This window comes from Myxococcus sp. CA040A (genome assembly GCF_013336725.1).
Classification (GTDB): Bacteria; Myxococcota; Myxococcia; order Myxococcales; family Myxococcaceae; genus Myxococcus; species Myxococcus llanfairpwllgwyngyllgogerychwyrndrobwllllantysiliogogogochensis.
In genome coordinates this window covers 441,461-464,582 of the sequence record NZ_JABUMR010000003.1, presented here as the reverse complement: position 1 = coordinate 464,582, position 23,122 = coordinate 441,461, and the positions used below count along the sequence as shown (strand labels likewise).

The window sequence follows — 23,122 nt, the reverse complement described above, 5'->3', positions numbered from 1 at the left end:
GGAACCGTCAGGGCCCCTGGAAACCCTTCGCGCGGAAGGTGAGCACCAGCGTGTCACGGTGCCCCTGACCGTCCACGGGTTGAATCGGAGTGCTCTCGTGGATGACGCGCTCGTCGTCCAGCAGCAGCGCCGACCATGGCTCCGTCAGGGTGAAGCGGATGCCATTGGGGCCGGCGGCCTCGAACACGCGCGTCTCGCCGCCCTTGATGCCCTGGCGACCGACGAGCAGGACGACGACGAAGTCCACGCCGTCGCGATGCGCGCCCTCGGGCGTCGGGCGGCCGATGCCATCCGTCGTGTCGATGCGGAACTGGTGCGACTCCACGTACCAGGGTTGAGCGCCCTTCAGCGCGGAGCCGAGGGCCGCGAGCCGGCTCAGCAACTGGGGCCACTCGGGCCGCGAGACGACGGCGGGAGGCATCGGCTCGAACCAGCGCTCCAGGCCGCCGTGCAGCGCGTTGTATTCGACGGGCTGCCAGTGCGCGCGATGGGGCACGGGGGTAACGGTGTCGCCGTCGACGACGAAACACGAGTGTCGACGCGAGCGATACCGGCCACCGTCGCGCAGGTAGCCGTCCGCCGGGAGGTCATCCCAGGTGGGCCGCCAGAGGTCCATCGTAGCGGCGGGGATGGCCACCAGCTCGGACAGGCCCGCGCGGTCCAGGACGGCGTAGCCCCGGCCTCGCAGGGTGGTGAGTGCATCAGAAGGAACGGAGATGGGCGGAGAGAAGCTCATGGGCGCGAGGACGACGTTGCCGACGAGTCATCGTCCTTCCGGCCACCGTCGTCAACACTCGCGTCTCATGTGGGCTCGTCGGTCCTCCAAGCGAAACGCTCGGCGTGCTGGCGGGCGGCCTTCTCAGGGGCTGGCGAGGTCAGCGCACGGGCAGTTCGCGGAAGCTCAGTCCATCCAGTTCGAGCTGTTCCACGGCGTCCTTGAAGCGCTGGGTGACGACGAGCACCATCGCGAAGTTCCTCAGTCGCATGAGGTCCAAATCCAGCGGGAGTGACGCCGCGTCGAGGACGGGCTCCTTGGGAAGACTGAAGCCATGTCGACCACACTTCGGACATGGAGGCTGCGTCGAGCGCGGGATGCAGTCAGGGTGCAGCAGACCGCGCGGTTCGACCGCCAGTTCCAGCAGCTCCTCGACATCCTTTGGCCGAAAGCGCAGCTCGGTGCTGACACCCTTCAGTCCCCTGAGTCCGGCGGCATGTAGACGAGCCAGCGCGTCCGGGCGGACGAGCACGACGTCCCCATACTGCTGCAGGAAGGCAGCGAAGGGTCCGCGCGCCGTTCCCACCAGGGGGCCGAACAAGGCGCCCGGCATCAATGGACTGTCTGGTGGCAACAAGGGCCGGAGCTGCTCGCACAGCAGCTCGAACTCCTCGAAGTCCTTCTCCAGGTAAGCCTTCGCGAGCTTCTTCGCCGCGGGATGGTTCGTCAGGTCCAGGGCGGGATAGTTGAAGCCCGTGCTGGCCCAGGTCGCATGACAGTGAGGGCAGGTGACTCCCGGCAGCCCCCACTTGTGCCGGGCTTTGTACGTGCCCTTCTGTCGCTCGCCGGCACCACGCTCCAGATGGAAGAAGCGCGTCATGGGCTCAGTAGTCGAGGGAAGGGCCCACGAGCAGGTGGTACGGCAGAATGGGTCCCACCAGGTCGAAGCGGATGATCATCTCCCGAGCGTATCGGTACATGTCCTCTTGGGTCGCCCCAGTGTGGTTATCACGGAACTTCCGCCATTCTCCATTCCAAGGTCCACCGCTGAACCCCTTGTGGATGCGGTGATGGGTGTCGATGTCGATGAGCATCGTCTCCTTGTGGATGTTGATGCCCTGCCGCTCGAACCAGTCTTTGAACTCCTGGGGAAAGATGTGGTGCTTCTCGCGCGGCTTCGTCGCAAGCGCCTTCGCCATCTCCAGCAATCGCCTCTGACTGGGCAGCAGCTCCCGCCCATACCAGCGAATGACGAAGATGGGCTGCGCATGCCCGGGAAGTCCCTGGACGTTGCCCCAGTTGCGCTGCGGTGAACGCACCGCGCTCGGCGGCAGCACGAACGACGCACCCCGCGCCGGCACCACGCGGCCCCAGGACTCCACGTCCTCGCACCGATAGAGGCCACACGCCTCCTCCGCGCACAGGAACGTGACGCACGCGCCTTCCTCCAGGCGCGTGTACTCGTCCGGATACTCATGCTCACTCTCGGGCGTCGGCGTCGTCGCGCACGACAACAGCCAGACACCCAGCCAGCACCACAGCCACCGCTTCATGACGCCCCCCGGGCAGACCTTCCACCCGAGGGGTCATATCAACAGCGCGGGGCCTACTTCTTCCCGTACTCCAGCTTCGTGCCCTTTCGCTGCGCGTAGATATACGCCTCCATCGCGCGCAACCTCGGATCCCCATCCGCCAGCGGCTTGCCGCGCACCGGGTTCTCGATGCACCAGTTGATCATGTCCCGCAGCAGCGCCACGCGGCCCAGCTGCACCTGGTACTTCGGATAGGTCTCCGGATGCGTGTTCGACGCATCCGGGTGGCACATGTCACAGGACACCGCAATCGTCCCACCCACCGCGTCCGCGTCGTGGAACACGCGGTGCCCCTCGTCCACGAACTGCTGCGTGGACGCCGCCCACACCGCCTCGTCCCGCTGCGTGAACGCACCGTAGGAATGTCCGTCCTGGATGTTCACCCCCGCCTGCTTGCGGACCTCCTTGCCGCCACTCTCCGCCGTCACTCCACCCTCGCGCACCGCCCCTCCCGTCGCGGGCTTCTGCGTCCCCATGGGCGGGTTCTTCTGCTGCGGCGCCTGCTTCTGTCCCTGTGCCACCACGGGCGGCGGCGCCGGGTCCCAGTTCGCATCCGGGTTCTTCTTGCGCCACGCGTCCATCAGCTCGCCCGACACCCGCGCCGCCTGCGCGCGCGTCAGCTTCTGCCCCTCCTTGACGCCCTTCACCTCCAGGGACGTCTCCCCGTCACACATCCCCACCACCAGGTTGCCGTCCTTCGACACCGGCACCTGATGCCGCGGCAACTCCGTCGTCTGAAGGGCCTCGGGACGCGGCGCGGGACTCGTGGCCAATGCCACGCCCCCCGCGAAGGACAGCAGCGCTCCCGCTCCCACCCACAGCTTCATCCGGTAGGTCATCGTGTCCCCTCGCGCTCAGTAGCTCGGAAGCTTCGTCCGGGGCGGCGCATCCTGCTTCCCACCCGACGCGAGGTAGCTCCCGCGCACGGTGATGGGATTGCGCTCCCAGAGGTTGTACAGCTTGTCCACCAACCCCGACTCCAGCACGTCCACCCGCCCATCCCCGCAGCCGTCGAACTGGCTGAACGGGTCCGGCCGATTCATCTGCACCGTGAGTTGCGGCAACCCCTCCGGCGCATACGGCCACGGCCACGCCGTGGACAACATCCCGTGGAACTGGATGTTGTCGATGCGGTTCGTCAACAACTGGTGCGTGTGTCCATGAATCACGGTGACACGCTCGAAGGGCTTGAGCAGCGCCTGCACCTCGTCCGCGTCGTCCGTCCAGAAGTTCCAGGGCCGGTAGTACTTGTAGAGCGGCGAGTGGCTGAAGACGATGACCGGCGTCTTCTTGTCCACCTTCGCCAGGTCCTGCTTCATCCACGCGCGCTGCTCACCGCCCACCTCGAAGCGCGACTGGATGCCATTGTCCAACCCGGCGACAATCTTCATCCGCTCCATCGGCGTGAGCTTCCGCTCCGTCCAGAAGTCCTTCTCCAGAATCGAGTTGAGCACCACGAAGTGCACGCCCTTGTGGTCGAACGAGTAGTTCGGCGCGCCGAACAAGTCCCGCCACAGCTCCCCCATGTCGAGGAACCAGTCGTGCTCGCCCACCATCATCCGCACGGGCGCCTTCACGCTCTTGAGAATCTGCGCCCCCAGCTTCAGCTCTCCCGCCTGCCCCAGCTGCGCCAGGTCTCCACCGAACAACACGAAGTCCGGCTGCGGGTCCAACCCGTTGACGTCATCCACCGCCTTCAGGATGGAGCGCACGAAGCGGTCATTCAGCTTCTGCTCGTACAGGTGCGTGTCGGAGATGTACGCGAAGGTGAAGCGCGGCTTCGTCCCCTGCGCCTCCGCCACGTTGACGAGCTGGAAGCTCTGCGGCGTCCTCAGCCCCATCCCCGCGACGATGCCCGCGGACATGCCCGCCACCCGCAGGAAGGCCCGCCGGTCCAACCGCTTCAGGCCCTCGAAGAAGGCGTCGCGTTCCTCATAGTGCTTCGTCTCGATGCTTCGGAACTTGTTCCCCATGGACGGCGCCTCCTCAGGGCTGCTTCGTCGAAGCGGGTTTGGGCAGCGTCTCGGTGCCGTACACACCGATGTCCGCCGGGTTCTTCACCGACAGGTCCGGATTGGGCGCCAGGTCTCCCAGGTTGCCCTTCTTCCCCAGCGCCACCGCCGTGTCCCGCTCCGGCCGCTGGCCCTTGCGCGCACGCTGCCGCGCCAGCTCCTGACCATTGAACTTCGTGAAGCGCTCATCAGTCAGCGTGAAGACGAAGGCCACCAGGTCATCGATTTCGGGCTCCGTCAGCCCCAGTCGCTGCATGCCTCCGTCCAGGTAGGGATTGGCCACTCCGCCCTTGTTGTAGTGGTCCATCACGTCCCACAGCGTCGTCAACGAGCCGTCGTGCATGTACGGGCCCGTGATTCCGACGTTGCGCAGCGTGGGCGTCTTGAACGCGCCCACGTCGTTCTCCTGCTTCGTCACCAGGAAGCGCCCCAGCTCGGAGAAGCGCGTCTGCAGCGCCAGCTCGTCAATCTGCCGCTCGTCGCCCAGCCGGACGACCTTCACACCCTCGCGCGCCAGCTGCGGGAAGTCCTGCTTGTGCGCGGCGACGCCGATGTTGTGGAACTTCTGGTCGCTGAACAGCGGCGACACCGCGTTGCCCGCGTGACAGGAGTTGCACCGCGCCTTGCCGTTGAAGAGGGCCCAGCCCCGTCGCTCCGACGCGTTGAGCGCGTTCGTCTCGCCGTGGATGAAGCGGTCGAAGCGCGCGTTGCCGGAGAACTGCGTGCGTTCGAAAGCGGCGATGGCGGACGCCAGGTCGTCGTAGGTGATGTCCCGCTTGAAGACAGCCTGGAAGGCGGTGACGTACTCGGGAATCCCCCGCAGCTTGGTCACCACCGCCTCCGGCGAGGGCATGGCCATCTCAATCGGATTCAGGATGGGCAGCTTCGCCTGGTCCTCCAGCGTGGACGAGCGCCCGTCCCAGAACTGAGAGGCATTGAAGAGGGCGTTGAGCACCGTGGGGCTGTTGCGCATGCCCTTCTGGCCCTTCACGCCTTCGGCCACCGGCTTGCCATCCGTGAAGCCCTTGTTCGGGTCATGGCAGGTGGCGCAGGACGTGCTGTCATCCAGGGACAGGCGTTTGTCGTTGAAGAGCTTCTCCCCCAGCGCCACCCGTTCGGGCGTCGGCGCCGCGCTCGCGGGCACCGACAGCTTCCACAACACGGCCGACACTCCCGAAGGCAACGGCGAGGGTGGCGGAGCCGAGCTCTGTGTTTCGGGCGCGGCGTGGCTCTCATGGACCCACAGCAACACGGCGAGCGACAGGGCAACGCCGGACGGCGTTCGCATGGTCACCCCTCCCAACCGACGACGGACGACGCCGCGAGAAAGTCACGGCGCCCGAGGCCGGAACAGCTCTTTCCAGAAAACAGCATTGCCCTCGCCTTGCGGTCCAGGAGACGCGAGGAGGAGTGTCCACCTGTGTAAACCCAGGGGGTCCACGGGACAGGTGAGATGTTGAGTCGTGGAGAAAGCGCGGTGCGTCAGCGCGCGGGCAGGCGGAAGTCGCGCGCGCGGACGAGCAGCCCGGAGGCGGTGGCGGGCGCCAGCACCGCGGCGGTGATGACGAGCCAGTCCACGGGCCCTCGCGCTCGCACCGCGTTGTAGGTGGCGGCCTGCACGAAGGTGAGGCACGCATCCGCGGCGGTGAGGCACACCAGCGCGGTGGCCAGGCCGTCTCGCCACCGGCGCACCAACGAGAAGAGCCCCGCCGCCAGCCCCACGTCGAACAACACCCAGCCCCACTGCACGCGCGCCGAGGGAAACCAGCGAGTGGTGGCGGGCAGCGCCAGGAGCGCCGTCCAGGGAAGCAGCAACACCGCCAGCCCATGCACCAGCAACCGGGGCCGCCGCAGCAACGTCGCCACGCCGAAGCGCACCAGGCTGCCGCGCGCGAAGGCGCGGAGCGCGTCATACACGGCGAAGAAACCACCGCCAGGCTCGGGGTACGCGAGGTGGAGCGGCACCCACGCGTCCGGACGGAACTTCGCCTTGAAGGCTCGCAGGCCCTCGAAGTCGAACAGCGGCTTGCCACACGCACGCGCCAGTCGCAGCCACGGCCGCACCGGGCCCGACAGCGGCGCCAGTCCCAGCGTCACGTAGCGACGGCCCTCGGCGGCGGCCGCGCGCATCGCCGCGTCCACCAGGGCCTCGGCGGTGCCGTTGGGCGACTCGGGGTCTCTCACCAGGTCCTGGAGGAACCAGCCGTCCCGCGCGTACACGGGAGACACGAGCAGGACGCCCACCAGTTCGCCCTTCACCTCCGCCGCGAAGGCACGGCGCTCCCGCGCGAATGCATCCGGACGCAGCTGCACCAGGAAGCCCATGGGCGCCATGCGACGCGACGCCAGCCAGCGCTTCCTCAGTCGATCCAACGCCTGACGCGTGGGGTGCTCGGACTCCTCCAACACCTGCGCGGGGAGCTCCCGCACCACGACGCCATGCGAGCGCGCGCGGCGCAGTTGCTCGCGCAGACTCCGACTGCCGCGCACCACCGACTCCCAACGCGACGGCTCCCACACGGGCTGCTCGCCGATGGAGAGCGACTCCATGGGCACCCACTCCGTGAAGCGCGGCTCCGTGGCGAAGAAACACACGCGCCGGCCCGCCTGTCGCGCCGCGGCCTGGAAGCCCTCCACCGCGCGCGGCAGGGACTCCGGCGCGGTGATGGGCGCGCCCGCCGCCACCCACGCGCCGCCCGTGTCCACGTACGCGACGAAGGCGTCCCCCGCCGGGTCGAACCAGTAACGGAAGCCCGGCATCAGCACCTGGAAGGACGTGGCGTTCCACCCGAACCGGCGCAGCAGCTCCAGTGCCCGCTCGCGCTCCTGTGTTCCCGCCTCGCCGTCCACGTGCTTCAGGCTCCTCGGGCCGGCAACGGCCCACCCAGTCCACGCTCCCTGCGCCGCGAGTTCTCCAGCCGCCGCCGATGCGCGCCCAGCAGGTCGCTCCGGGTGATGATGCCCACGACGCTCGAAGGAGTCTCACGCCGGACCACCGGAAGGCGACCCACGCCTTCCTCCACCATGAGGTCCGCCGCCTCGCGCAGTGAGCTGTCCTCATACGCCACCGACGGAGGACGCCTCACCACGTCCCGCACACACCGCCCCTCGGGCGCTTGCCCGTCCACCAGGTCCCTGCGCGTGACGACGCCCAGCAGGGCGCCCTCCTTCACCACCGGGAAGCCCTGGTGACGGGTGCCCGCCGCGTCCGACAGCAGCCACGCGCGGACCGACTCCAAGGATTGGTCCGCGTCCAGGGTCACCACGGGCTTGAGCCCCACCTCGCGCACCAGCACCTGCCCCAGCGCATCCACGCCGTACTCGGTGAGGACCCGCCCGCCGCGCCGCGCCAGCTTCTCCGTCATGATGGAGTGGCGCATCAACAGCGCCGACACCAGATAGGCCGCCGCGCAGCCGCCCAGCAGGGGCAACAACCCCAGGGGCTGGCGCGTCGTCTCGAAGGCGAACACCACCGACGCCAGCAGCGCACGCGAAGCCCCCGCGAAGATGGCCGCCATGCCCACCAGCGCGGCCACGCGAAGGTCCACGCCCAGCCCGGGCGCAAGCCGCATCGCCAGCAGCCCCAGCCCCGAGCCCAGTCCACCGCCCAGGGTGAACAGCGGCGCCAGCGTTCCGCCGGAGGTGCCGCTGCCCAGCGCCACGGACCAGGACACGAACTTCAGCGCGCAGAACACGAGCATGGCCGTGCCCACGAAGCGCCCGGAGAGGATGTCCTCGATGTTGGTGTAGCCCACGCCGAGCGTGCGCGGAGACCACCAGCCCACCACCCCCACCACGAGCCCTCCGAGCGCCGGCCACCACATCCAGTGCACGGGCAGCTTCTCGAACGCATCCTCGATGGCGTACACGGCGCGGGTGGCCAGCGTGGACGCCAGGCCCACCACCGCGCCCAGCACGATGTAGAACGCCAGCGCCGCGCCACCCGGCAGCGCCAGCTCCGGCATCGCGAAGGCAGGAGCGCTCCCCTCGAAGGCCAGCCGCACACCGGTGGCCGTGGCCGTGGCCAGCGCCACCGGGATGACCGAGCGCGGGCGGTACTCGAACAACAACAACTCCACCGCCAGCAGCACCGCGGAGACAGGCGCGCCGAAGGTCGCCGCCATGCCCGCCGCCGCGCCCGCGGCCAGGAGCGCCTTGCGCTCATCCGCCGTGACGCGCAGCACCTGCCCCAGCAAGGAGCCCAGCGCGCCCCCCGTGGCGATGATGGGCCCCTCAGCGCCGAACGGTCCTCCCGTGCCGATGGCCACCGCCGCCGACAGCGGCTTGAGGAACGTCATCCGAGGCGGAATCCGGCTCTGGTTGTAGAGCACCTGCTCCATCGCCTCGGGGATGCCGTGGCCCCGGATGGCCCGTGAGCCATAACGCGCCATCACCCCGACGATGAGCGAGCCCACCACCGGCACCACGATGACCCACGCGCCCAGCGAGTGATTCACCGGGGAGACCTCCGCGGTGGAGAACCGGCCGAAGAAGGCGATGTTCGTGAAGAGGTGGATGAGCGCGCCCAGCCCCTGGGCCACCAGCCCCGCCGCCACGGCCAGCACCACCGCGAGGGCGCTGATGAAGACCACCCTCCGGTCCACCACGTCCACCGTCGCGGGCGCGCGCATGCCCGCGAGCGTGGGGCCCATGGACGGCGCCACCGGCAGCCTCGCGCGAGCCTCCTCGCCCTGCCCCGCCTCCACTCGACTCGCTTCAGGCCGCTCCATGAGACTTCTCCTTCTTGTTCTTGCGGGGCGTCGTCTTCCTCGTCGCGCGGGCCCGGCCAGGCGCGGGCTCGTCCTCGAAGAAGAGCGGCGCCTCGTTTCCCTCCAGCCCCAGCTCTCTCACCAGGGCGGACAGCCCCTGGGCCAGCCCTTCGCGCGCCCCGGGCTCCAGCCGTCGAAGCCCGGTGATGAGCCGGGCCTGCGCCATCGCGGGTGTCTCGCGCAGCAAGGCGCGCCCCGCGGGTGAGAGCGCCACCTCCACCCGGCGACCGTCTTCCGCCGAGGGACGCCGCGTGGCCAGTCCTCGCTCCAGCAGCCGCGCCACCACCACCGACACGCTGCTCTGGTGCGTGAGCGTCCGCTCGGCCAGGGCGTTGATGGAGCAGGGTCCCGCCTCCGCGAGCTGCTGGAGCACGAAGAGCTGCGCTCCGCTGATGCCCACCAGTCGCTCGGAGGCCCTCGCGGAGACCCTCAGCAGCCGCACGATTCGGCGGATGCCGTCCATCACCTCGCGCACATCTTCGCCGCTGGTTCGATTTATATGGGAGCCCATTGAATTGAGCGGAACGTACGGTCCACGGCTCGCGTCCGCAATGAGAAAGGCGGGTGGACGCGCACCGGCCGACCTGGCTGCCGGAGGGTCGCCTCCTCCCGGACGAGACGAAGCTCCGGGCAGGTCGCGAATGACCGCGTGAAACATCTGTCGACAGTTCACCAACCTGGGCGACGCACGAGTCGACGCGGTGAAGCGACACGCTAGACACGGGGCCCCTTTCACAGGAGCTCCCGGCTTGAGTCCTTCCAGACGTCCCGGCGCACCAGGTGGCGCCAGGTACATCCCGCCCTGCATCCTCGCCGTCCTGCTGCTCTCCACGCCGTCCTCCGCCGAGCCGCCCCCAGGCGTGCGCACCAACACCGCGCGACTGATGGGAACGGACGCGGCCGAGGTCATCGACGCGCCGGTGCTGGGACTCCAGCGCGGCGCGCTGCCGCTCTTCGGGGGGCTGGTGGTGGACACCTCCGTCTTCGCGGACGTGATGCTCGCGCCCAACGTGGGGTTGCGCTGGGCGGTGGCGGCGGGCCCGCACCGCGTGGTGCTGGGCGCGCGCTACACGCACTTCATCGGCGGCTCCGTCTACTCGGACATCGTCGAGTCGGAGACGCCCTCCCTCCAGCGCTTCGAGCCGGAGTTGAGCGGCCCCTCCGTCTACGGCGTCTATGGCCTGGTGCTCGGTCCGCTGCTCGTGCAGGGCGAGGCCCGCTACGCGCGCTACACCTCCGACTATCTCTCCTTCACGGGCGGGGCCGCCCTCAACTTCGCGGGCCCCTGGTCCGTGGTGGGCGAGGCCGGCGTGCGCGTGAAGGGCGGCGCGACCTTCCGTGCCGCCGCGGGCATCCGCTACGGCGGAGAGAATCTCGGCTTCGGGCTCGGCGCCACCTATGTGGACCTGAGCGACCCAGCCGTTCCGGGCGAGGAGCTGCCCGTCCTTCCCGTCCTCGACCTCTCCTGGACCTTCCGATGATGACCCGCGCCCTGCTGGCTTCGTGCTTCCTGTTCCTGTCCGGCTGCTCGGCGGAAATCGCCATCGCGACAGAGCCCTTCGACGTGAGGGTGCCCGTCACCTCCGTCCTCCAACCCGTCTACGCGGAGGTGGCGTTGGACCTGCCCGAGGAGTCGGTGAACACCGAGGACCTGGACCTCGTGGTGGAGCAGGTCGCCGCCACGCTCGAGGTCGTCAATCCGTCCTCGTCGCTGACGCTGCGCACGGCCATGCGCCTGTCCTTCACCGGGCAGGCCACGCCGGAGGACCCGGTCTTCTACACGGACCTGAACCGACCGGCGTACTACGCGCAGGCGGCGGAGGTCCTCCCCTCGCGCAACTTCGCCCCCACCACCCGCACGGCGGTGCGCATCGACAGTCCCGCGCTGAAGGACGCCGTGGGACGCAGGCGCGTCTGGTTCATCGTCAGCAACACCGTGGTGCGCGGGGACCTCGGCACGCCGCAGCTCCCCGTGGAAATCCTCCTCGAGGACATCGTCTTCCAGGCCGTGCTCACCAAGCCCTTCCCGGGACTGGGCGGCGCGCTGGAGGTCGGAGGACTCTAGGAGGAACCCCGAACCACCCCGCGTGGACGTCGACACTTCCCTGAGATGGAAGCGCCCTGCCCTCGCCTCATCCCCTGGGACGAGGCGGGCGTCGTGCCGCGCACCTCGCTCGCCCGGTGAGCGCGGCACCCACGATGCACAGCGAGCCCCCCACGAGCGTTTGGCATGGGGGGATGGATGCACGGAACAAGCTGGAAGCGAGGGTGGCGGGAAGCAGGCGCATTGGCGGTCCTGGCCCTGCTCCCCCACTGCGGAGGCAACACCTCGTCCCTGGACAGGGAGCCGCTGGAGCAACACGGCGACCCCGCCGCGGGAGCAAACACCTTCATCGCCATCGCGGACGCGCAGGTCGACTCCTCGCGGCCGTCGACGAACCTGGGCGCGGAGGAGCAGCTCTGCGTGGACCGGACGCCCATCGAGTACCGGACCTTCCTCCGCTTCCAGGTGAAGGGCCTGCAAGGACGGGTGAAGCGCGCCACCCTGCGCCTGTTCGTCACGAATGGTTCGACGGACGGCCCTGTCGTCCATCGCGTCGACCCTCAATGGAAGGAGGACGTCGTCACCTTCGACCAGCAGCCTTCGCTTTTCGGCCCGGCCCTGTTCACCGCGGGGGCGCTGCGCTCCGGAAGCTGGGCGGAGCTGGACGTGACACGCGCGGTGACGGGCAACGGCGTCGTGAACCTCGGGCTCTACTCGTCGGGTGCCGACGGCGCGGACTTCAGCTCGCGCGAGGACAGCGACCCGGCCCTGCATCCACGCATCGTGGTGGAGATGGAGCCTGTCCCTCCGACGAATCCAGTGCCCGCGCCCGACTGGGTGCTTCAGCGGGGCGGCCCGGGAGACGAGCACGTCCAGGTGATGGCGACCGCGGAGAACGGCCTCGACTTCCTCGTGGCGGGCTCCTTCACCGGCAGCGGTGACTTCGGCGGCGACGTCTTCCAGGGAGAGCGCGGCCTCGTCGTGGCGCGCTATGGCGCGGATGGCGCGCATCGCTGGTCCCACGCCTATGCGGTGGGCGCGAAGGTGGAAGCGACGGGGCTCGCCGTCTCGGCCTCGGGTGAGGCGTGGCTGGTGGGTGCCTATCAAGGCGCTCCAGATTTGGGCACGGGCGCGCTGCCGTTCATCGAGGAATCACCCACGACCTCCGGCTTCTTCCTCCTCAAGCTGTCACCCGAAGGAGAGCCCCTCTGGTCCCGAGGCGTTCGCGCGGAACACCCCGCTCCGTCCTCGGGCCTCACCCGAACAGGGCTGGTTCGCGCGCAGGCGGTGGTCATCGACTCGCAAGGCAGCGTCGTCGTCACCGGCCACTTCCAGGGGGAGATGAGCCTGGGCCGAGGCAGGCTCTATGCGGACCCGGGCAACAGGACGCGAGATGACCACGTGCCCGCGCTCTTCCTCGCGAAGTTCCTCGCGGATGGCGCGAACGCCTGGTCCCTCGCGTTTCCTGGTGGCGACTCGGGCACGCGCGCGGAGGCGCTCGCCACGGATGGCGCGGGCTTCATCTACGTGGGCGGCGACACCGACTCGCAGGTGCTGGGGGCCACCGGGGTCCGAACGCCCTTCCTCGGAAAGCTCTCCGCCAACGGCACGCCCCAGTGGTTCCGCGCGCTCAATGGCGCACGGGGCAGCATCCGCGCGCTCGCGCCATTCGCCCAGGGAGACGTGGCCTTCGTCGGCGACATCAACGGCAGGTTCTCCTTCGGCGGGAAGGACATCGACGCGAGTGAGGACGTGCTGCTCGGCACCCTGCATGCGACGGCCGCGGACGGCTGGGTTCATGTCCTGGGCGGAAGGAGCGCGGGTCAGGCCCATGCCCTGGGAGTGAGCGCGGAGCGTGAGCTCATCGTCGGAGGCTGGACGGGGGACGGGCGGCTCGACCTGGGAGGCGGTGCGCTCGGGAAGGCGTCCATCCCCCAGGGTGACGTCCTCCACTTCGTGGCGCGCTATGACGCCAGGGGTGCGCACCTCGACTCGCGGGCACTGGGCATCACGGGCCCGGGCAACGCGGCGCTCCAGGTGACGTCCGGTGGACAGGCGCGGCTCTGCGTCCCGTTCGATGACGCCCTGTCACCCGATGGAGCGACCTACGCTTCACGAGGCGCGGGAGACCTGCTGTTCCTTCAGCTCACGCCCGAATGAGCCGAGCACGGCACGGAAGGGACGAGCCTCAGGCGTCATCGTCCGCGCCCTCATCCTCTCCACCACTGTCCGCGGCGGGTGTCCGACCCAGCAACCGGTCGATGTCCGCGCGGGCGGTGGTCGCCTCCGCGCCGCTGATTCGCCCCACGGACGAGAGCTGGTCGACAATCCAATGCGAGCGCTTCCACAGCGCCCGAGAGCCCGACGACGGCGAGCGCCTGCGGGGCGCTGGCAGCATCGCGGCGAGGATGGCGCCCTGGGCCACGGAGAGCTGCGCGGCGGACACGCCGAAGTGCTCTCGCGCACCGGCTTCGATGCCGTAGACGCCGTTCCCCCACTCCACGACGTTGAGGTACAGCGCGAGGATGCGCTTCTTCGTGAGCGCTTCCTCCAGGCGATGGGCCAGCACCAGCTCCTTCGCCTTGCGGAACAGGCTCCGGTCCGTGGACAGCCAGAGGTTCTTCGCCAGTTGCTGGGTGATGGTGGACGCGCCGCGACCAAGCTGACGCTTCGCCCAGGCCTCCTCCAGCGCCTTGCGCACCTCCGTCGTGTCCAGTCCCTCGTGTCCGTAGAAGCCCGCGTCCTCGGACACCAGGACCGCGGCTATCGCGTGCTTCGAGATGGACGTCAGCGACACCCACTGATGGCGGCGGCGGACCTTCTTCCCCGCCTCCCGAGCCTCCTCGGCGCGCCGGTCCATCAGGGCCGTCGACTTCGGGTTCTCCCGCACCAGCGGCTCCGCCTCGGGGAGCGTGACGTACTCGTACACCCCGAAGCCCAGCAACAACACCGTCACCCCGAGCAGGGCCTTGAGCCGCCAGGACTTGCGGCCCGGTGTCGGCGCGGGGCGAGCGACGGTGTGCGCCGGAGGAACGACAGCCACCAGCGATTCAGGCCTGGGGCCTTCCGTCACCGCCTCGGTGTGCTCCGAGGGCCCAGGCCCTTCCGGTCGTCCATCGGTGGTCGACATCAGCGCCGTGCATACCGCCTCCGGCCTCCGACGTCACGCCCCCGACGGAGCCACGAGCGCGCGCGGCCTTCAGCGGCGAGCGCGCGACACGGTGACGGGCTCCACCTTCCAGCGCTCATCGACGGAGGCGAAGCCGGCCACCAGCTCACCGGCCAGGTAGCCTCGGTTGCGCTTGTCGCGGCGGCGGAGCCAGTCATTGAGGACGCGGCCCTTCTCGTCCTTCCTCGCCTCGGGGCGCGCCAGGTTGAAGCGGCTGCGCTTCACCCCGCCGCCCGCGCGGTGGACGAACGTCACGGTGCCGTCGGTGCTCACCCGCTCGACGATGCCGATGTGCGTGAGGCCGTCGTTGAGCCGCCCATCCTTGTTGCGGTCGATGGTCTCCCGGAAGAACACCAGGTCCCCGGCGTTCGGCGCCTCGCGCAGCGCGCCCAGGGTGCCCGCCTTCCGGTAGATGGCTTTCACCCCGTTCTCACCAGGCAGGGTCAGCTCCGGCATCAGGCTGAGTCCGGGCTTGCGGTACGCCAGCTGCGTCAGGCCCGAGCAGTCGTCGTTCACCGCCGTGCTCACCGTCGACAGCGAGCCCAGCCCCACCCACGCCTTCGCGCGCCAGAGGGCCCGGTCGGACAGGGTGACCTTGGCGGCCCGCTTCGGCGGAGTGCGCCTCGCGGCCTCGGCCGTCCCGCCCCACAACACCAACCCCACCAGCGCCCCCAACCACGCTCCACGGTGCATACCCGCACACCACAGCAATGGACGTGCCTCGCCTCCAGCCCCCGCCAGACGTTGGCTCGCGAACATCCACCCCAGACGCGCCATCCCTCCCCCTGGCGAATCCCTTTCCCACCCTGTGCCGTGAAGTCGCCCCACTGGCGCCTCCGGCACCCAGCGACTCGCCTCAGGCGCCCGCGCGAGGCTGCCGCGCCGGGTCTTCGTTCAGGAGCGGAAGCGACGGCTCCACCGGCAGCTCCAGCACGAAGGAAGCGCCCGCCCCCCGGGTGCTGCTGACCTGGACGGAGCCACCATGTGCCTCCGCGATGCGGCGCGTGAGATACAGCCCCAGGCCCAGGCCTCCGTACTCCTGCGTGGAGACCGCCCGTTCGAAGGGGCCGAAGATGCGCTCCACCGCTTCGGGAGGGACGCCGATGCCCCGGTCCGTGACGACGAGCCGGGCGCGGCCTCCCACCTGACTCAGCGCCACGTCCACCTCTCCCCCCGCGCCGAACTTGATGGCGTTGGACACCAGGTTGGAGAGGGCCTGCTCCACGCGCCCCGGGTCCAACCACCCGCGCACCCGCTGGGCCGTGGCCGTCAGTCGCAGCGGTGTCCCGGCGCGCGTCGCCTCTTCCATGGAGCGCTCCAGCACGTCATCCACCAGCGCGGTGAGGTCCACCCACTCGCGCCGCAACTCCAGCCCGCCCGCCTTGAACAAGCCGACGTCCAGCACGTTCTCCACCAAGCGCGTCAACCGCCGCGACTGTCGGGCAATGGCCTCCAGTCGCTCCAGCAGGAAGCCGTTCTCGGTGCCTCCGCGCAGCAGCGCCATCAACCCCTGCACCCGCAGGGTGAGCGTGGCCAGCGGCGTGCGCAGCTCGTGCGCCGCCACGGCGATGAAGTCCTCACGCACGGCGACGGCCTCACGGGCCTCTTCCAGCAGTCGCGCGTTCTCCAGCGCCATCGCGCACCTGCGCGCCACGTCGTCCGCCAGCACATGCTCCCGTCTGCGTCGCCCTGTCCCCTCCAGGTCCATCGCCACCGCCAGCGCGCCCACCACCTGTCCGCGCACTCGCAGCGGCACCAGCACCCCTGAGCCCTCCGGGCCCGTCCATTCGCTCGCCTGCGCTGGCAACGGAGGAAACCGTCCTCGCAGCCCCACTTCGCGCGCGGGCGTCCAGCCCGCCGCCGCCACCCGCTCCACCACGCCGTCGGTGTTCTGCAACCAGATGGCGACACCTGTCGCGAGCTCGGGCACGAGCAGCCGCGCCACCCGAGGCAGCGTGACGCTCCATTCAGGGGACTCGGCGAGCACCCCGCCCACGGTGGCCAACACGCGCTGCGCCGCCTCCGCGCGCCGCCGCTCCGCCACCACGGCCGCCACCGTCAGCGCTGTCAGGCTGAGTACGGACATGAACACCTGCACGGACAGGACGCGCTCCGACGCGGACACGGACAGCGCCCCGAAGGGCCCTATGTCCAGGCGCGTGTACTCCACCGCCACCGCGCTCATCACCGCGGACGCGCTCGCCGCCCCCCGAGGCCCCAGCCGCAGCGCCGCGGCGATGACCAGGGGAAACGCCGCGTAGGGCAGCGTGGTGGAGAGCGCCGCGGACCCCGTCGTGCCCTCGACACTGAAGACCAGGACGCCGACGAGCGCCACCACCGCTATCATGAAGACGGACTCCACCAGTCGCCTCGGCGGAGAGGTCGCGCGCGCCACGGGCCACCACGTCAGCAGCAGCGGCGCGACGAGCACCGTGCCCAGCGCGTCACTGAGCCACCAGACAACCCATTCGCTCGCGAACGACGCGGAGCCCAACCACCTCGTCGCGCCGAGCGCGCCCAGCGTGGCGCTCGGCAGCGCCCCCACCACCGCCCCGAGCACCAGCAGCCCCGTGACATCTCGCACGCGATGGAAGCGGACGATTCCACCCAGCAAGCGACGCATCAGCGCCGCCCCCAGCCAGGTGCGCAGCACGTTGCCCAGCCCCCACGTCGCGGCAAGCCCCCAGGGCAGGCCCTGGGACAGCACCGAGCCCAGCTCCGCGGCGAACACGGCGGCCAGCAGGGCGGGCCACATGCGCGTGGGCGAGCGCATGAGGAACGCCAGCGTCAGCCCCGCGGGCAGCCAGAGGATGGCGCTGCTCAGGGGCGGAAACACGAAGTGGGAGCTGACGACCTTCAGGACCTCGAAGGACACCGCGAGCAGTACCGCTCGCTCCCAGGCGGCGCGCCCCAGCGTGAGTGCCATTCCGACCCCCATCGCAAGGTAAACAGCCAGGGCGGGGAAGCGCGGCCGGGCCAAAGGAGCAGGAGGGCCCCCGTCCGCCCAGGCCGGCCTGGAGTCGGAGGGCAGGCACTCACGCGCCGTGCTCGCTAGAGTGCCGCCGCCCCGTGCCCTTCGCCTACTACGAGAGCCTCAATCCCGAGCAGCGACGCACCTATCGGATGAGCGATGGAGTGACGGCCCTCCGGGTGAGGGAGCCCACCGCCCTGCATCCCCTGGTGGACGAGGTCCGGGAGGCGCTGGCCATGGGTGAACGCGGCCCGCTGGAGCGCGCCACGACGCGGCTGGGCAAGGCGCTGTGCGAGCGGCTGGATGTCCCCGGCGTCCGGGTGGAGGTGCTGGACGTGCGCCCCTCTTCCGAGGAGGGCGAGCTGCACGGCCTCTACACCTGGGAGCCGGGACGCCGGCCGCGACTCCAGGTCTGGATGCGCACCGCGAAGCAGGCGCGCGTGGTGGCCTTCCGCACGTACCTGCGCACCTTCCTCCACGAGCTGTGTCACCACCTGGACTTCCTGCTGCTGGAGCTGCCCCACTCGTTCCACACGGACGGCTTCTTCCAGCGGGAGTCCAGCCTCTTCCAGCAGCTCGTCCCGGGCCGTGGCCCTCGCGGACGGAGGGCGGGCCCGGACGGGGAGCCGGGGCGGTAAGGGTGTGGCGGACGACACCCCACCCGGCGGACGACAGGTTTCTTGCACCCGCGTGACAGAAGTGGGAACGCGCGCCGCGAGCGAGGCTAGATTCCGCCTCCCTATGGCGCATCCGACCGAAGACAAGAACTTCCGGCTCCCCACCGCCGTTCGCCCCCACCGCTACGCGGCCACGCTGACCCTGGACCTGGACGCGAAGTCCTTCTCCGGACAGCAGACCATCGAGGTGGAGCTGGCCGAGCCCACGCGCGAAATCATCCTCCACGCCATCGCCCTGAAGCTGGGCGAGGTGTCCTTCCACTCGGGCAACGCGCGGCACCAGCCCACGTCCATCCGGCCCGTGGAGGTGAGCGAGACGGTGGTGTTGAGCTTCGACGCGCCGCTGCCCAAGGGGCCCGCCACGCTGGAGCTCGGGTGGACGGGGTCCTTCACCGACGGCCTGCGCGGCCTGTACCTGGCGGGCAAGGTGGCCGCCACCCAGTTCGAGGCCGCCGACGCGCGCCGCGTCTTCCCCTGTTTCGACGAGCCCGCCTTCAAGGCGAAATGGTCGCTCAGCGTGCGCGTGCCCGAAGGGCTCGCCGTGCTGGGCAACGGCCCCATCGTCAAGGAGGAGAAGGACGGCGCGCTGACGAAGGTGACGTTCCAGGAGACGGAGGTGCTCAGCAGCTACCTCGTCGCGCTGGTGGTGGGCCCCTTGGTGGGCACGCCGGCGCAGCTGGTGGGGGGCGTGCCGGTGCGCACCTGGTCGCTGAAGGAGAAGGAGCACCTGACGCGCTTTGGCCAGGACGTGGCGCTGGCGGTGCTGCCCCTGCTCCAGGACTACTTCGGCCTGCCGTATGCCTTCACCAAGCTGGACCAGGTGGGCATCCCGGACTTCGAGGCGGGCGCGATGGAGAACGCCGGCCTGATTACCTACCGCGAGGTCACCCTGCTGTTGGACCCGGCCACCGCGCCCCTGTCGGTGCAGAAGCGCGTGGCGGAAGTCGTGACGCACGAGCTGGCGCACCAGTGGTTCGGCAACTGGGTCACCATGGTGTGGTGGGACGACCTCTGGCTCAACGAGGCGTTCGCCACGTGGATGGCCTTCAAGATTGTCGACCAGTGGCGCCCCGAGTGGCGCATGTGGCTGGACTTCGACTCGCACCGCACCAGCGCGCTGTACCTGGACGCACTCAAGTCGACGCACCCCATCCACGGCGAGGTGCGCAACGCGGGCGAGGCCGGTGAGAGCTTCGACGCGATTACGTACGAGAAGGGCGGCGCGGTGCTGCGGATGATTGAGGGCTTCCTCGGGGAAGGCCCCTTCCGCGATGGCATCCGCCTGTACATGCGCAAGCACGCGCGCGCCAACGCGGTGAAGGAAGACCTGTGGAACGCGCTGGGCGCGGCCGCGAAGCAGCCGGTGGAGGAGCTGGCCACCGCGTGGGTGGGCCAGAGCGGCTTCCCGCTGGTGACGGCGCATGTGGAGGGACGCGAGGTGGCGCTGTCGCAGCAGCGCTTCTATTCGGAGCCGGGCGTGGAGAGCGGCGAGAAGTGGCCGGTGCCCATGGTGCTGCGCTACGAGGACGCCTCCGGCGTGCGGGAGCAGCGTGTGCTGTTCCGCGACAAGCAGGCCACCGTGAAGCTGGAGGGCACGGGCGCGGTGAAGTGGCTGTGCGCCAACGCGGGCTCCACCGGCTTCTACCGCATGGCCTACGACAAGGCGTCGCTCGCGGCCCTGGCGTCGAACCTCCAGGTTCTGGCGCCCTCGGAGCGCATCGCCTTGCTGGAGGACCAGTGGGCGCTGGTGCGCTCGGGCCGGGGCTCGGTGGCGGACCTGTTGGACCTGGCGGCGCGCTTCGGGAACGAGGAGGACGACTCCGTCCTGGACGAGCTGGTGGGCAGGCTCGCGTACGTGGAGAACCGGCTGGTGGATGGCGAGGACCAGGCGCGCGTGCGTGCGTGGGTGGAGAAGCTGTTGAGCCCGGGGCTCAAGAAGCTGGGCTGGCAGGCGGCATCCGGAGAGTCGGACCGGGTGAAGCTGCGCCGCTCCGCGCTGGTGCGCGCGGTGGGAGGCCTGGCTCGCAGCCCGGAGGCGCTCGCGGAGGCCCGCCCGCGCGTGGCGCGCATGCTCCAGGGAGAGCGTGACGCGTTGGAGCCCAACCTGCTCGACGTGGCGGTGGCCATGGTGGCGCGCGCGGGAGACTCGGCCCTCTTCGACACGTTCCTCCAGAAGGTGCCGAAGGAGCCGGACCCGGCCACGCAGCGCCGCTACCTGATGGCGCTCACCGCCTTCGAGGACCCGGCGCTGGCCGAGCGCGCGCAGGGGCTGCTCTTCTCGGAGACGGTGAAGACACAGGACGTGGCCAGCTTCGTGACGGGGCTTTTGGCCAACCGCACCGGGCGCGACGCGTGGTGGGCGCAGATGCGCAAGCAGTGGAAGGACGTCGTCGCGCGCACGGGCGGCGCGCCCATGCTGGTGCGGCGCATCGTGGAATCGCTGGGCATGCTGCGCACGCGCGAGCACCTGGAGGCGGTGAAGACGCTGCTGCGAGACAACCCGGTGAGCGACGCGAACCAGGCCACCGCGCAGACGCTGGAGCGGCTGTCGCAGGACGTGGAGCTGCGCGAGCGCTGCGGCCCGGAGGTCTCCGCGTGGCTGAAGCGCCAGCCCTGACGCACCCCTCTTGAGAGGCTCCCGATGAAGACCACCCTGACGCCCGCAAGCCTCTCCAGCGCGCGCGAGTCCCTCCGGCGGGCCAACGCCGAGCTCGCGCGCGAGTACCCGGGGGAGTCCCCCCGTCGCCAGCCGGTGCACGTCGTGTACGGCGGCGCCCACCTCTTCCGCGCGGAGGCGGCGCGGAAGCTGGGGGACCTCGCCCTGGGGGCCATGAAGACCTACGCGCCGGACGCGGCGGAGCTGGCCCACGGCTTGGGCCTTCCCCAGCGCGGGCGCTTCGCCCAGCGCGTCTACGAGCGGGTGCTGGACAAGCTCGGAAGCGAGCCGGTGGAGGACTATCGCATCGACTTCGAGGACGGCTATGGCCACCGTCCCGACGAGGAGGAGGACTCGCACGCCGTCGCCGCCGCCCAGGAGATGGCGCGGGGACTGGCCCAGGGCTCGCTGCCGCCGTACGTGGGCATCCGGGTGAAGTCCTTCACCGAGGAGCTGTTCGAGCGGGCCTCTCGCACCCTGGACCTCTTCGTCACCACGCTCCTGGAGCACAGCGGCGGAAAGCTGCCGCCGTCGTTCGTCGTCACCCTGCCCAAGGTCTCCGTGCCCGAGCAGGTGGCGGCGCTCGCCCGCATCCTGGAAGTGCTGGAGACGGAGCACGGCCTGACGCGCGGCGCGCTCGGGCTGGAGCTGATGGTGGAGACGCCCCAGGCCCTCTTCAACAAAGAGGGGAGCCTGCACCTGCCCGCGTTGGTGGCCGCGGGCGAGGGGCGCTGCTCCAGCGTGCACCTGGGGCTGTATGACTACACCGCCGCGCTCAGCGTCAGCGCCCACGTGCAGAGCATGCTGCACCCCGCCTGCGACTTCCTGCGGGATTTGGTGCAGGTCTGCCTCGCGGGCACCGGCATCCAGCTGGCCGACGGCGCGACGAACGTGATGCCCGTGCCGCCGAACAAGAAGCAGGGCGACATGCCGCTGCTGCCCACGCAGCTGCGCGAGAACAGCGAGGCGGTACAGCGGGTGTGGCAGCTGTCCTATCGCCACATCCGTCACTCGCTGGAGCGCGGGTGGTATCAGGGCTGGGACTTGCACCCCGCGCAGCTGCCCGTGCGCTACGCGACCGTGTATGCCTTCTTCCTGGAGGGCCTGGACACCGCCACCCGGCGCCTCAAGGCCTTCATGGAGAAGGCGGCCCAGGCGACGCTGGTGGGGGACGTGTTCGACGACGCGGCGACGGGCCAGGGTCTGCTCAACTTCTTCCTCCGGGGCCTGAGCTGCGGCGCGCTCAGCCAGGACGAAGCGCTGGCCACCGGCCTCACGCTGGAGGAGCTGCGAAGCCGCTCCTTCCGCGCCATCGTCGAGTCACGTCGCGCCCGAGTCTCGTAGCCGGGCGAGCCCCTTTTTCCGCCGAGGGCGACTCAGCTCTCGGCGGAACCCGAGCCCGGCGGCGCATCCTCGCCTCCCGGAGGTGCGTCGCCTGCTCCGCTGCTCGCCGCGCGGTGCGCGCGCACCAGGGCCACGTCGATGGCCACCGCGCCGAGCAGGAAGAGGAGCGGGCCCGCGTGCAATCCCAGGCCGAGCAGTCCCCACAGGGTGACGACGCCGGCCAGGAGGTACGGGAGCATGGGCGGCACGGCGTCGCGGGCACGCGGCACGGCGGCCAGCAGCCCCAGGGACATGAGGGCCAGGACAACGAGCGGCGCACCGGGCCGGGCGCGTCCCGACTTCGCGAAGAAGGAGGACGTGTTGGTGAGGCCGGGCTTCCACGTGTACCTGCTGTCCGTATACGTGTGGCCCGTGGAGCGGCCGGTGTTGTCCACCTCGTACACGAGCTTGTCGTCGTAGCCGTAGCCGCCCAGGGACGTGGACGAGCGCATCCCCGTGCCCCAGGAGAACAGCAGCGACACCGCGCACACGGCGGCGCCCGCGCATACCCAGCGCTTCAGTCGCGAGGCCTCGGGTGAAGGCCGCAGCTCGGGTGCCGAGGCGGAGGACGCCTGGAACACGCGCCACTGCACGTACGCCAGCACGACGGCGGCACCCACCCAGACGAGCGGCACCAATCCGAAGCCCAGGGACAGGAACGCGAAGGTGACGGCCAGCGCGGTGAAGAGCGGCAGGAAGGCGGCGTGCGAGGCCACCTGGGCGAGCTTCTCCAGGGGCGGGGGAACGGGGCGGCCGGCGGCGCTCCACTCACGGGCACCGAGCAGGATGCTGCCCACAAGCATCGTCACGGACCACGGCAGGCCAATGCTCCCGCCGATGATGGGAAGGCCCGGCAGGAGCACGGCGGCGGCGACCAGCCCCGAGCCGAGCAGCGGCAGCGAGCCGCCCGGCAGCCGCTCACGCAGACGAGGGTCCTCCAGAATCGACTGCACGGCGCGGCCCGCGGACTCGGCGGTGCGCCGGGCGGACTCGGCGGTGTCCTCGGAGAACAGCGGCTTGTCGAAGGAAGGCTTCACGTCCCGGCCACAGTGGGGACACGCGGCGATGCGCGCTTCGGGAAGTGGCTGACCGCAGTGCGGGCAGGACATGGGCTCACTCCTGACGACAGGATGG

Annotated in this window: 19 protein-coding genes; 6 read left to right on the top strand and 13 right to left on the bottom strand. The window is 70.1% G+C overall.

Annotated features, from left to right (window positions below):
* Positions 1-7: 7 nt before the first annotated feature.
* The 9 genes from HUA75_RS14195 to HUA75_RS14155 form a co-directional block, all read right to left on the bottom strand.
* Positions 8-736, bottom strand: a complete 729-nt coding sequence (locus HUA75_RS14195; protein ID WP_174486704.1) for a 2OG-Fe dioxygenase family protein — start codon at positions 734-736, stop codon at positions 8-10.
* 139 nt (positions 737-875) lie between these two features.
* Positions 876-1,595, bottom strand: coding sequence for a double-CXXCG motif protein (locus HUA75_RS14190; protein WP_174486703.1), 720 nt, complete (start codon positions 1,593-1,595; stop codon positions 876-878).
* A gap of 4 nt (positions 1,596-1,599) precedes the next feature.
* Positions 1,600-2,268, bottom strand: a complete 669-nt coding sequence (locus HUA75_RS14185; RefSeq protein WP_174486702.1) for a TIGR02269 family lipoprotein — start codon at positions 2,266-2,268, stop codon at positions 1,600-1,602.
* 53 nt (positions 2,269-2,321) lie between these two features.
* Positions 2,322-3,146, bottom strand: coding sequence for a c-type cytochrome (locus tag HUA75_RS46665; protein ID WP_246137018.1), 825 nt, complete (start codon positions 3,144-3,146; stop codon positions 2,322-2,324).
* 15 nt (positions 3,147-3,161) lie between these two features.
* Entirely contained in the window at positions 3,162-4,280 is a 1,119-nt protein-coding gene (locus tag HUA75_RS14175; protein ID WP_141641362.1) for a metallophosphoesterase, read from the bottom strand.
* Between the two features lie 13 nt (positions 4,281-4,293).
* On the bottom strand, positions 4,294-5,607 hold the full coding sequence (locus tag HUA75_RS14170; protein ID WP_141641363.1) for a cytochrome-c peroxidase: 1,314 nt from the start codon (positions 5,605-5,607) through the stop codon (positions 4,294-4,296).
* 194 nt (positions 5,608-5,801) lie between these two features.
* The gene (locus tag HUA75_RS14165; protein ID WP_371746109.1) at positions 5,802-7,169 is read right to left on the bottom strand and encodes a phosphatidylglycerol lysyltransferase domain-containing protein; all 1,368 of its coding nucleotides are present in this window, start codon (positions 7,167-7,169) and stop codon (positions 5,802-5,804) included.
* A gap of 5 nt (positions 7,170-7,174) precedes the next feature.
* A complete protein-coding gene (locus tag HUA75_RS14160) occupies positions 7,175-9,049 on the bottom strand; it encodes a chloride channel protein (protein WP_174486701.1) in 1,875 nt (624 codons plus the stop codon).
* Entirely contained in the window at positions 9,036-9,551 is a 516-nt protein-coding gene (locus HUA75_RS14155; protein ID WP_141649177.1) for a MarR family winged helix-turn-helix transcriptional regulator, read from the bottom strand. The genes HUA75_RS14160 and HUA75_RS14155 overlap by 14 nt, the downstream gene beginning before the upstream one ends.
* Positions 9,552-9,837: 286 nt before the next feature.
* Here HUA75_RS14155 and HUA75_RS14150 point away from each other — a divergent pair, with 286 nt between their 5' ends.
* The 3 genes from HUA75_RS14150 (at position 9,838) to HUA75_RS14140 (ending at position 13,292) form a co-directional block, all read left to right on the top strand.
* Complete coding sequence (locus HUA75_RS14150; protein WP_217446071.1) at positions 9,838-10,569, top strand: hypothetical protein; 732 nt, start codon at positions 9,838-9,840, stop codon at positions 10,567-10,569.
* Positions 10,566-11,153 carry a hypothetical protein gene (locus tag HUA75_RS14145; RefSeq protein WP_246137867.1) on the top strand — a complete coding sequence of 196 codons (588 nt, stop codon included), beginning with the start codon at positions 10,566-10,568 and terminating at the stop codon, positions 11,151-11,153. Before HUA75_RS14150 ends, HUA75_RS14145 begins: the two co-directional genes overlap by 4 nt.
* A gap of 222 nt (positions 11,154-11,375) precedes the next feature.
* A complete protein-coding gene (locus HUA75_RS14140) occupies positions 11,376-13,292 on the top strand; it encodes a DNRLRE domain-containing protein (protein ID WP_174486700.1) in 1,917 nt (638 codons plus the stop codon).
* Between the two features lie 28 nt (positions 13,293-13,320).
* On the opposite strand, the gene mtgA is transcribed toward HUA75_RS14140, so the two are convergent.
* From mtgA to HUA75_RS14125, 3 genes are all read right to left on the bottom strand, one after another.
* Complete coding sequence (gene mtgA, locus HUA75_RS14135) at positions 13,321-14,262, bottom strand: monofunctional biosynthetic peptidoglycan transglycosylase (RefSeq protein ID WP_174486699.1); 942 nt, start codon at positions 14,260-14,262, stop codon at positions 13,321-13,323.
* A gap of 69 nt (positions 14,263-14,331) precedes the next feature.
* The gene (locus HUA75_RS14130; protein WP_174460800.1) at positions 14,332-14,994 is read right to left on the bottom strand and encodes an NlpC/P60 family protein; all 663 of its coding nucleotides are present in this window, start codon (positions 14,992-14,994) and stop codon (positions 14,332-14,334) included.
* Between the two features lie 163 nt (positions 14,995-15,157).
* The gene (locus HUA75_RS14125; protein WP_174486698.1) at positions 15,158-17,227 is read right to left on the bottom strand and encodes an MASE1 domain-containing protein; all 2,070 of its coding nucleotides are present in this window, start codon (positions 17,225-17,227) and stop codon (positions 15,158-15,160) included.
* A gap of 143 nt (positions 17,228-17,370) precedes the next feature.
* On the opposite strand from HUA75_RS14125, the gene HUA75_RS14120 reads away from it, so the two are divergent.
* The 3 genes from HUA75_RS14120 to HUA75_RS14110 all read left to right on the top strand — a co-directional run bounded on the left by HUA75_RS14120 (position 17,371) and on the right by HUA75_RS14110 (position 21,949).
* Positions 17,371-17,910 (top strand): hypothetical protein, encoded by a 540-nt coding sequence (locus HUA75_RS14120; RefSeq protein ID WP_141642132.1) that lies wholly within the window; start codon positions 17,371-17,373, stop codon positions 17,908-17,910.
* Positions 17,911-18,013: 103 nt separating this feature from the next.
* Complete coding sequence (locus HUA75_RS14115; RefSeq protein WP_174486697.1) at positions 18,014-20,566, top strand: M1 family metallopeptidase; 2,553 nt, start codon at positions 18,014-18,016, stop codon at positions 20,564-20,566.
* Between the two features lie 24 nt (positions 20,567-20,590).
* The gene (locus HUA75_RS14110; RefSeq protein ID WP_174486696.1) at positions 20,591-21,949 is read left to right on the top strand and encodes a phosphoenolpyruvate kinase; all 1,359 of its coding nucleotides are present in this window, start codon (positions 20,591-20,593) and stop codon (positions 21,947-21,949) included.
* A gap of 32 nt (positions 21,950-21,981) precedes the next feature.
* Here the strand turns inward: HUA75_RS14110 and HUA75_RS14105 are convergent, their stop codons facing one another.
* A complete protein-coding gene (locus HUA75_RS14105; protein ID WP_174486695.1) occupies positions 21,982-23,097 on the bottom strand; it encodes a zinc ribbon domain-containing protein in 1,116 nt (371 codons plus the stop codon).
* Positions 23,098-23,122 lie beyond the last annotated feature (25 nt).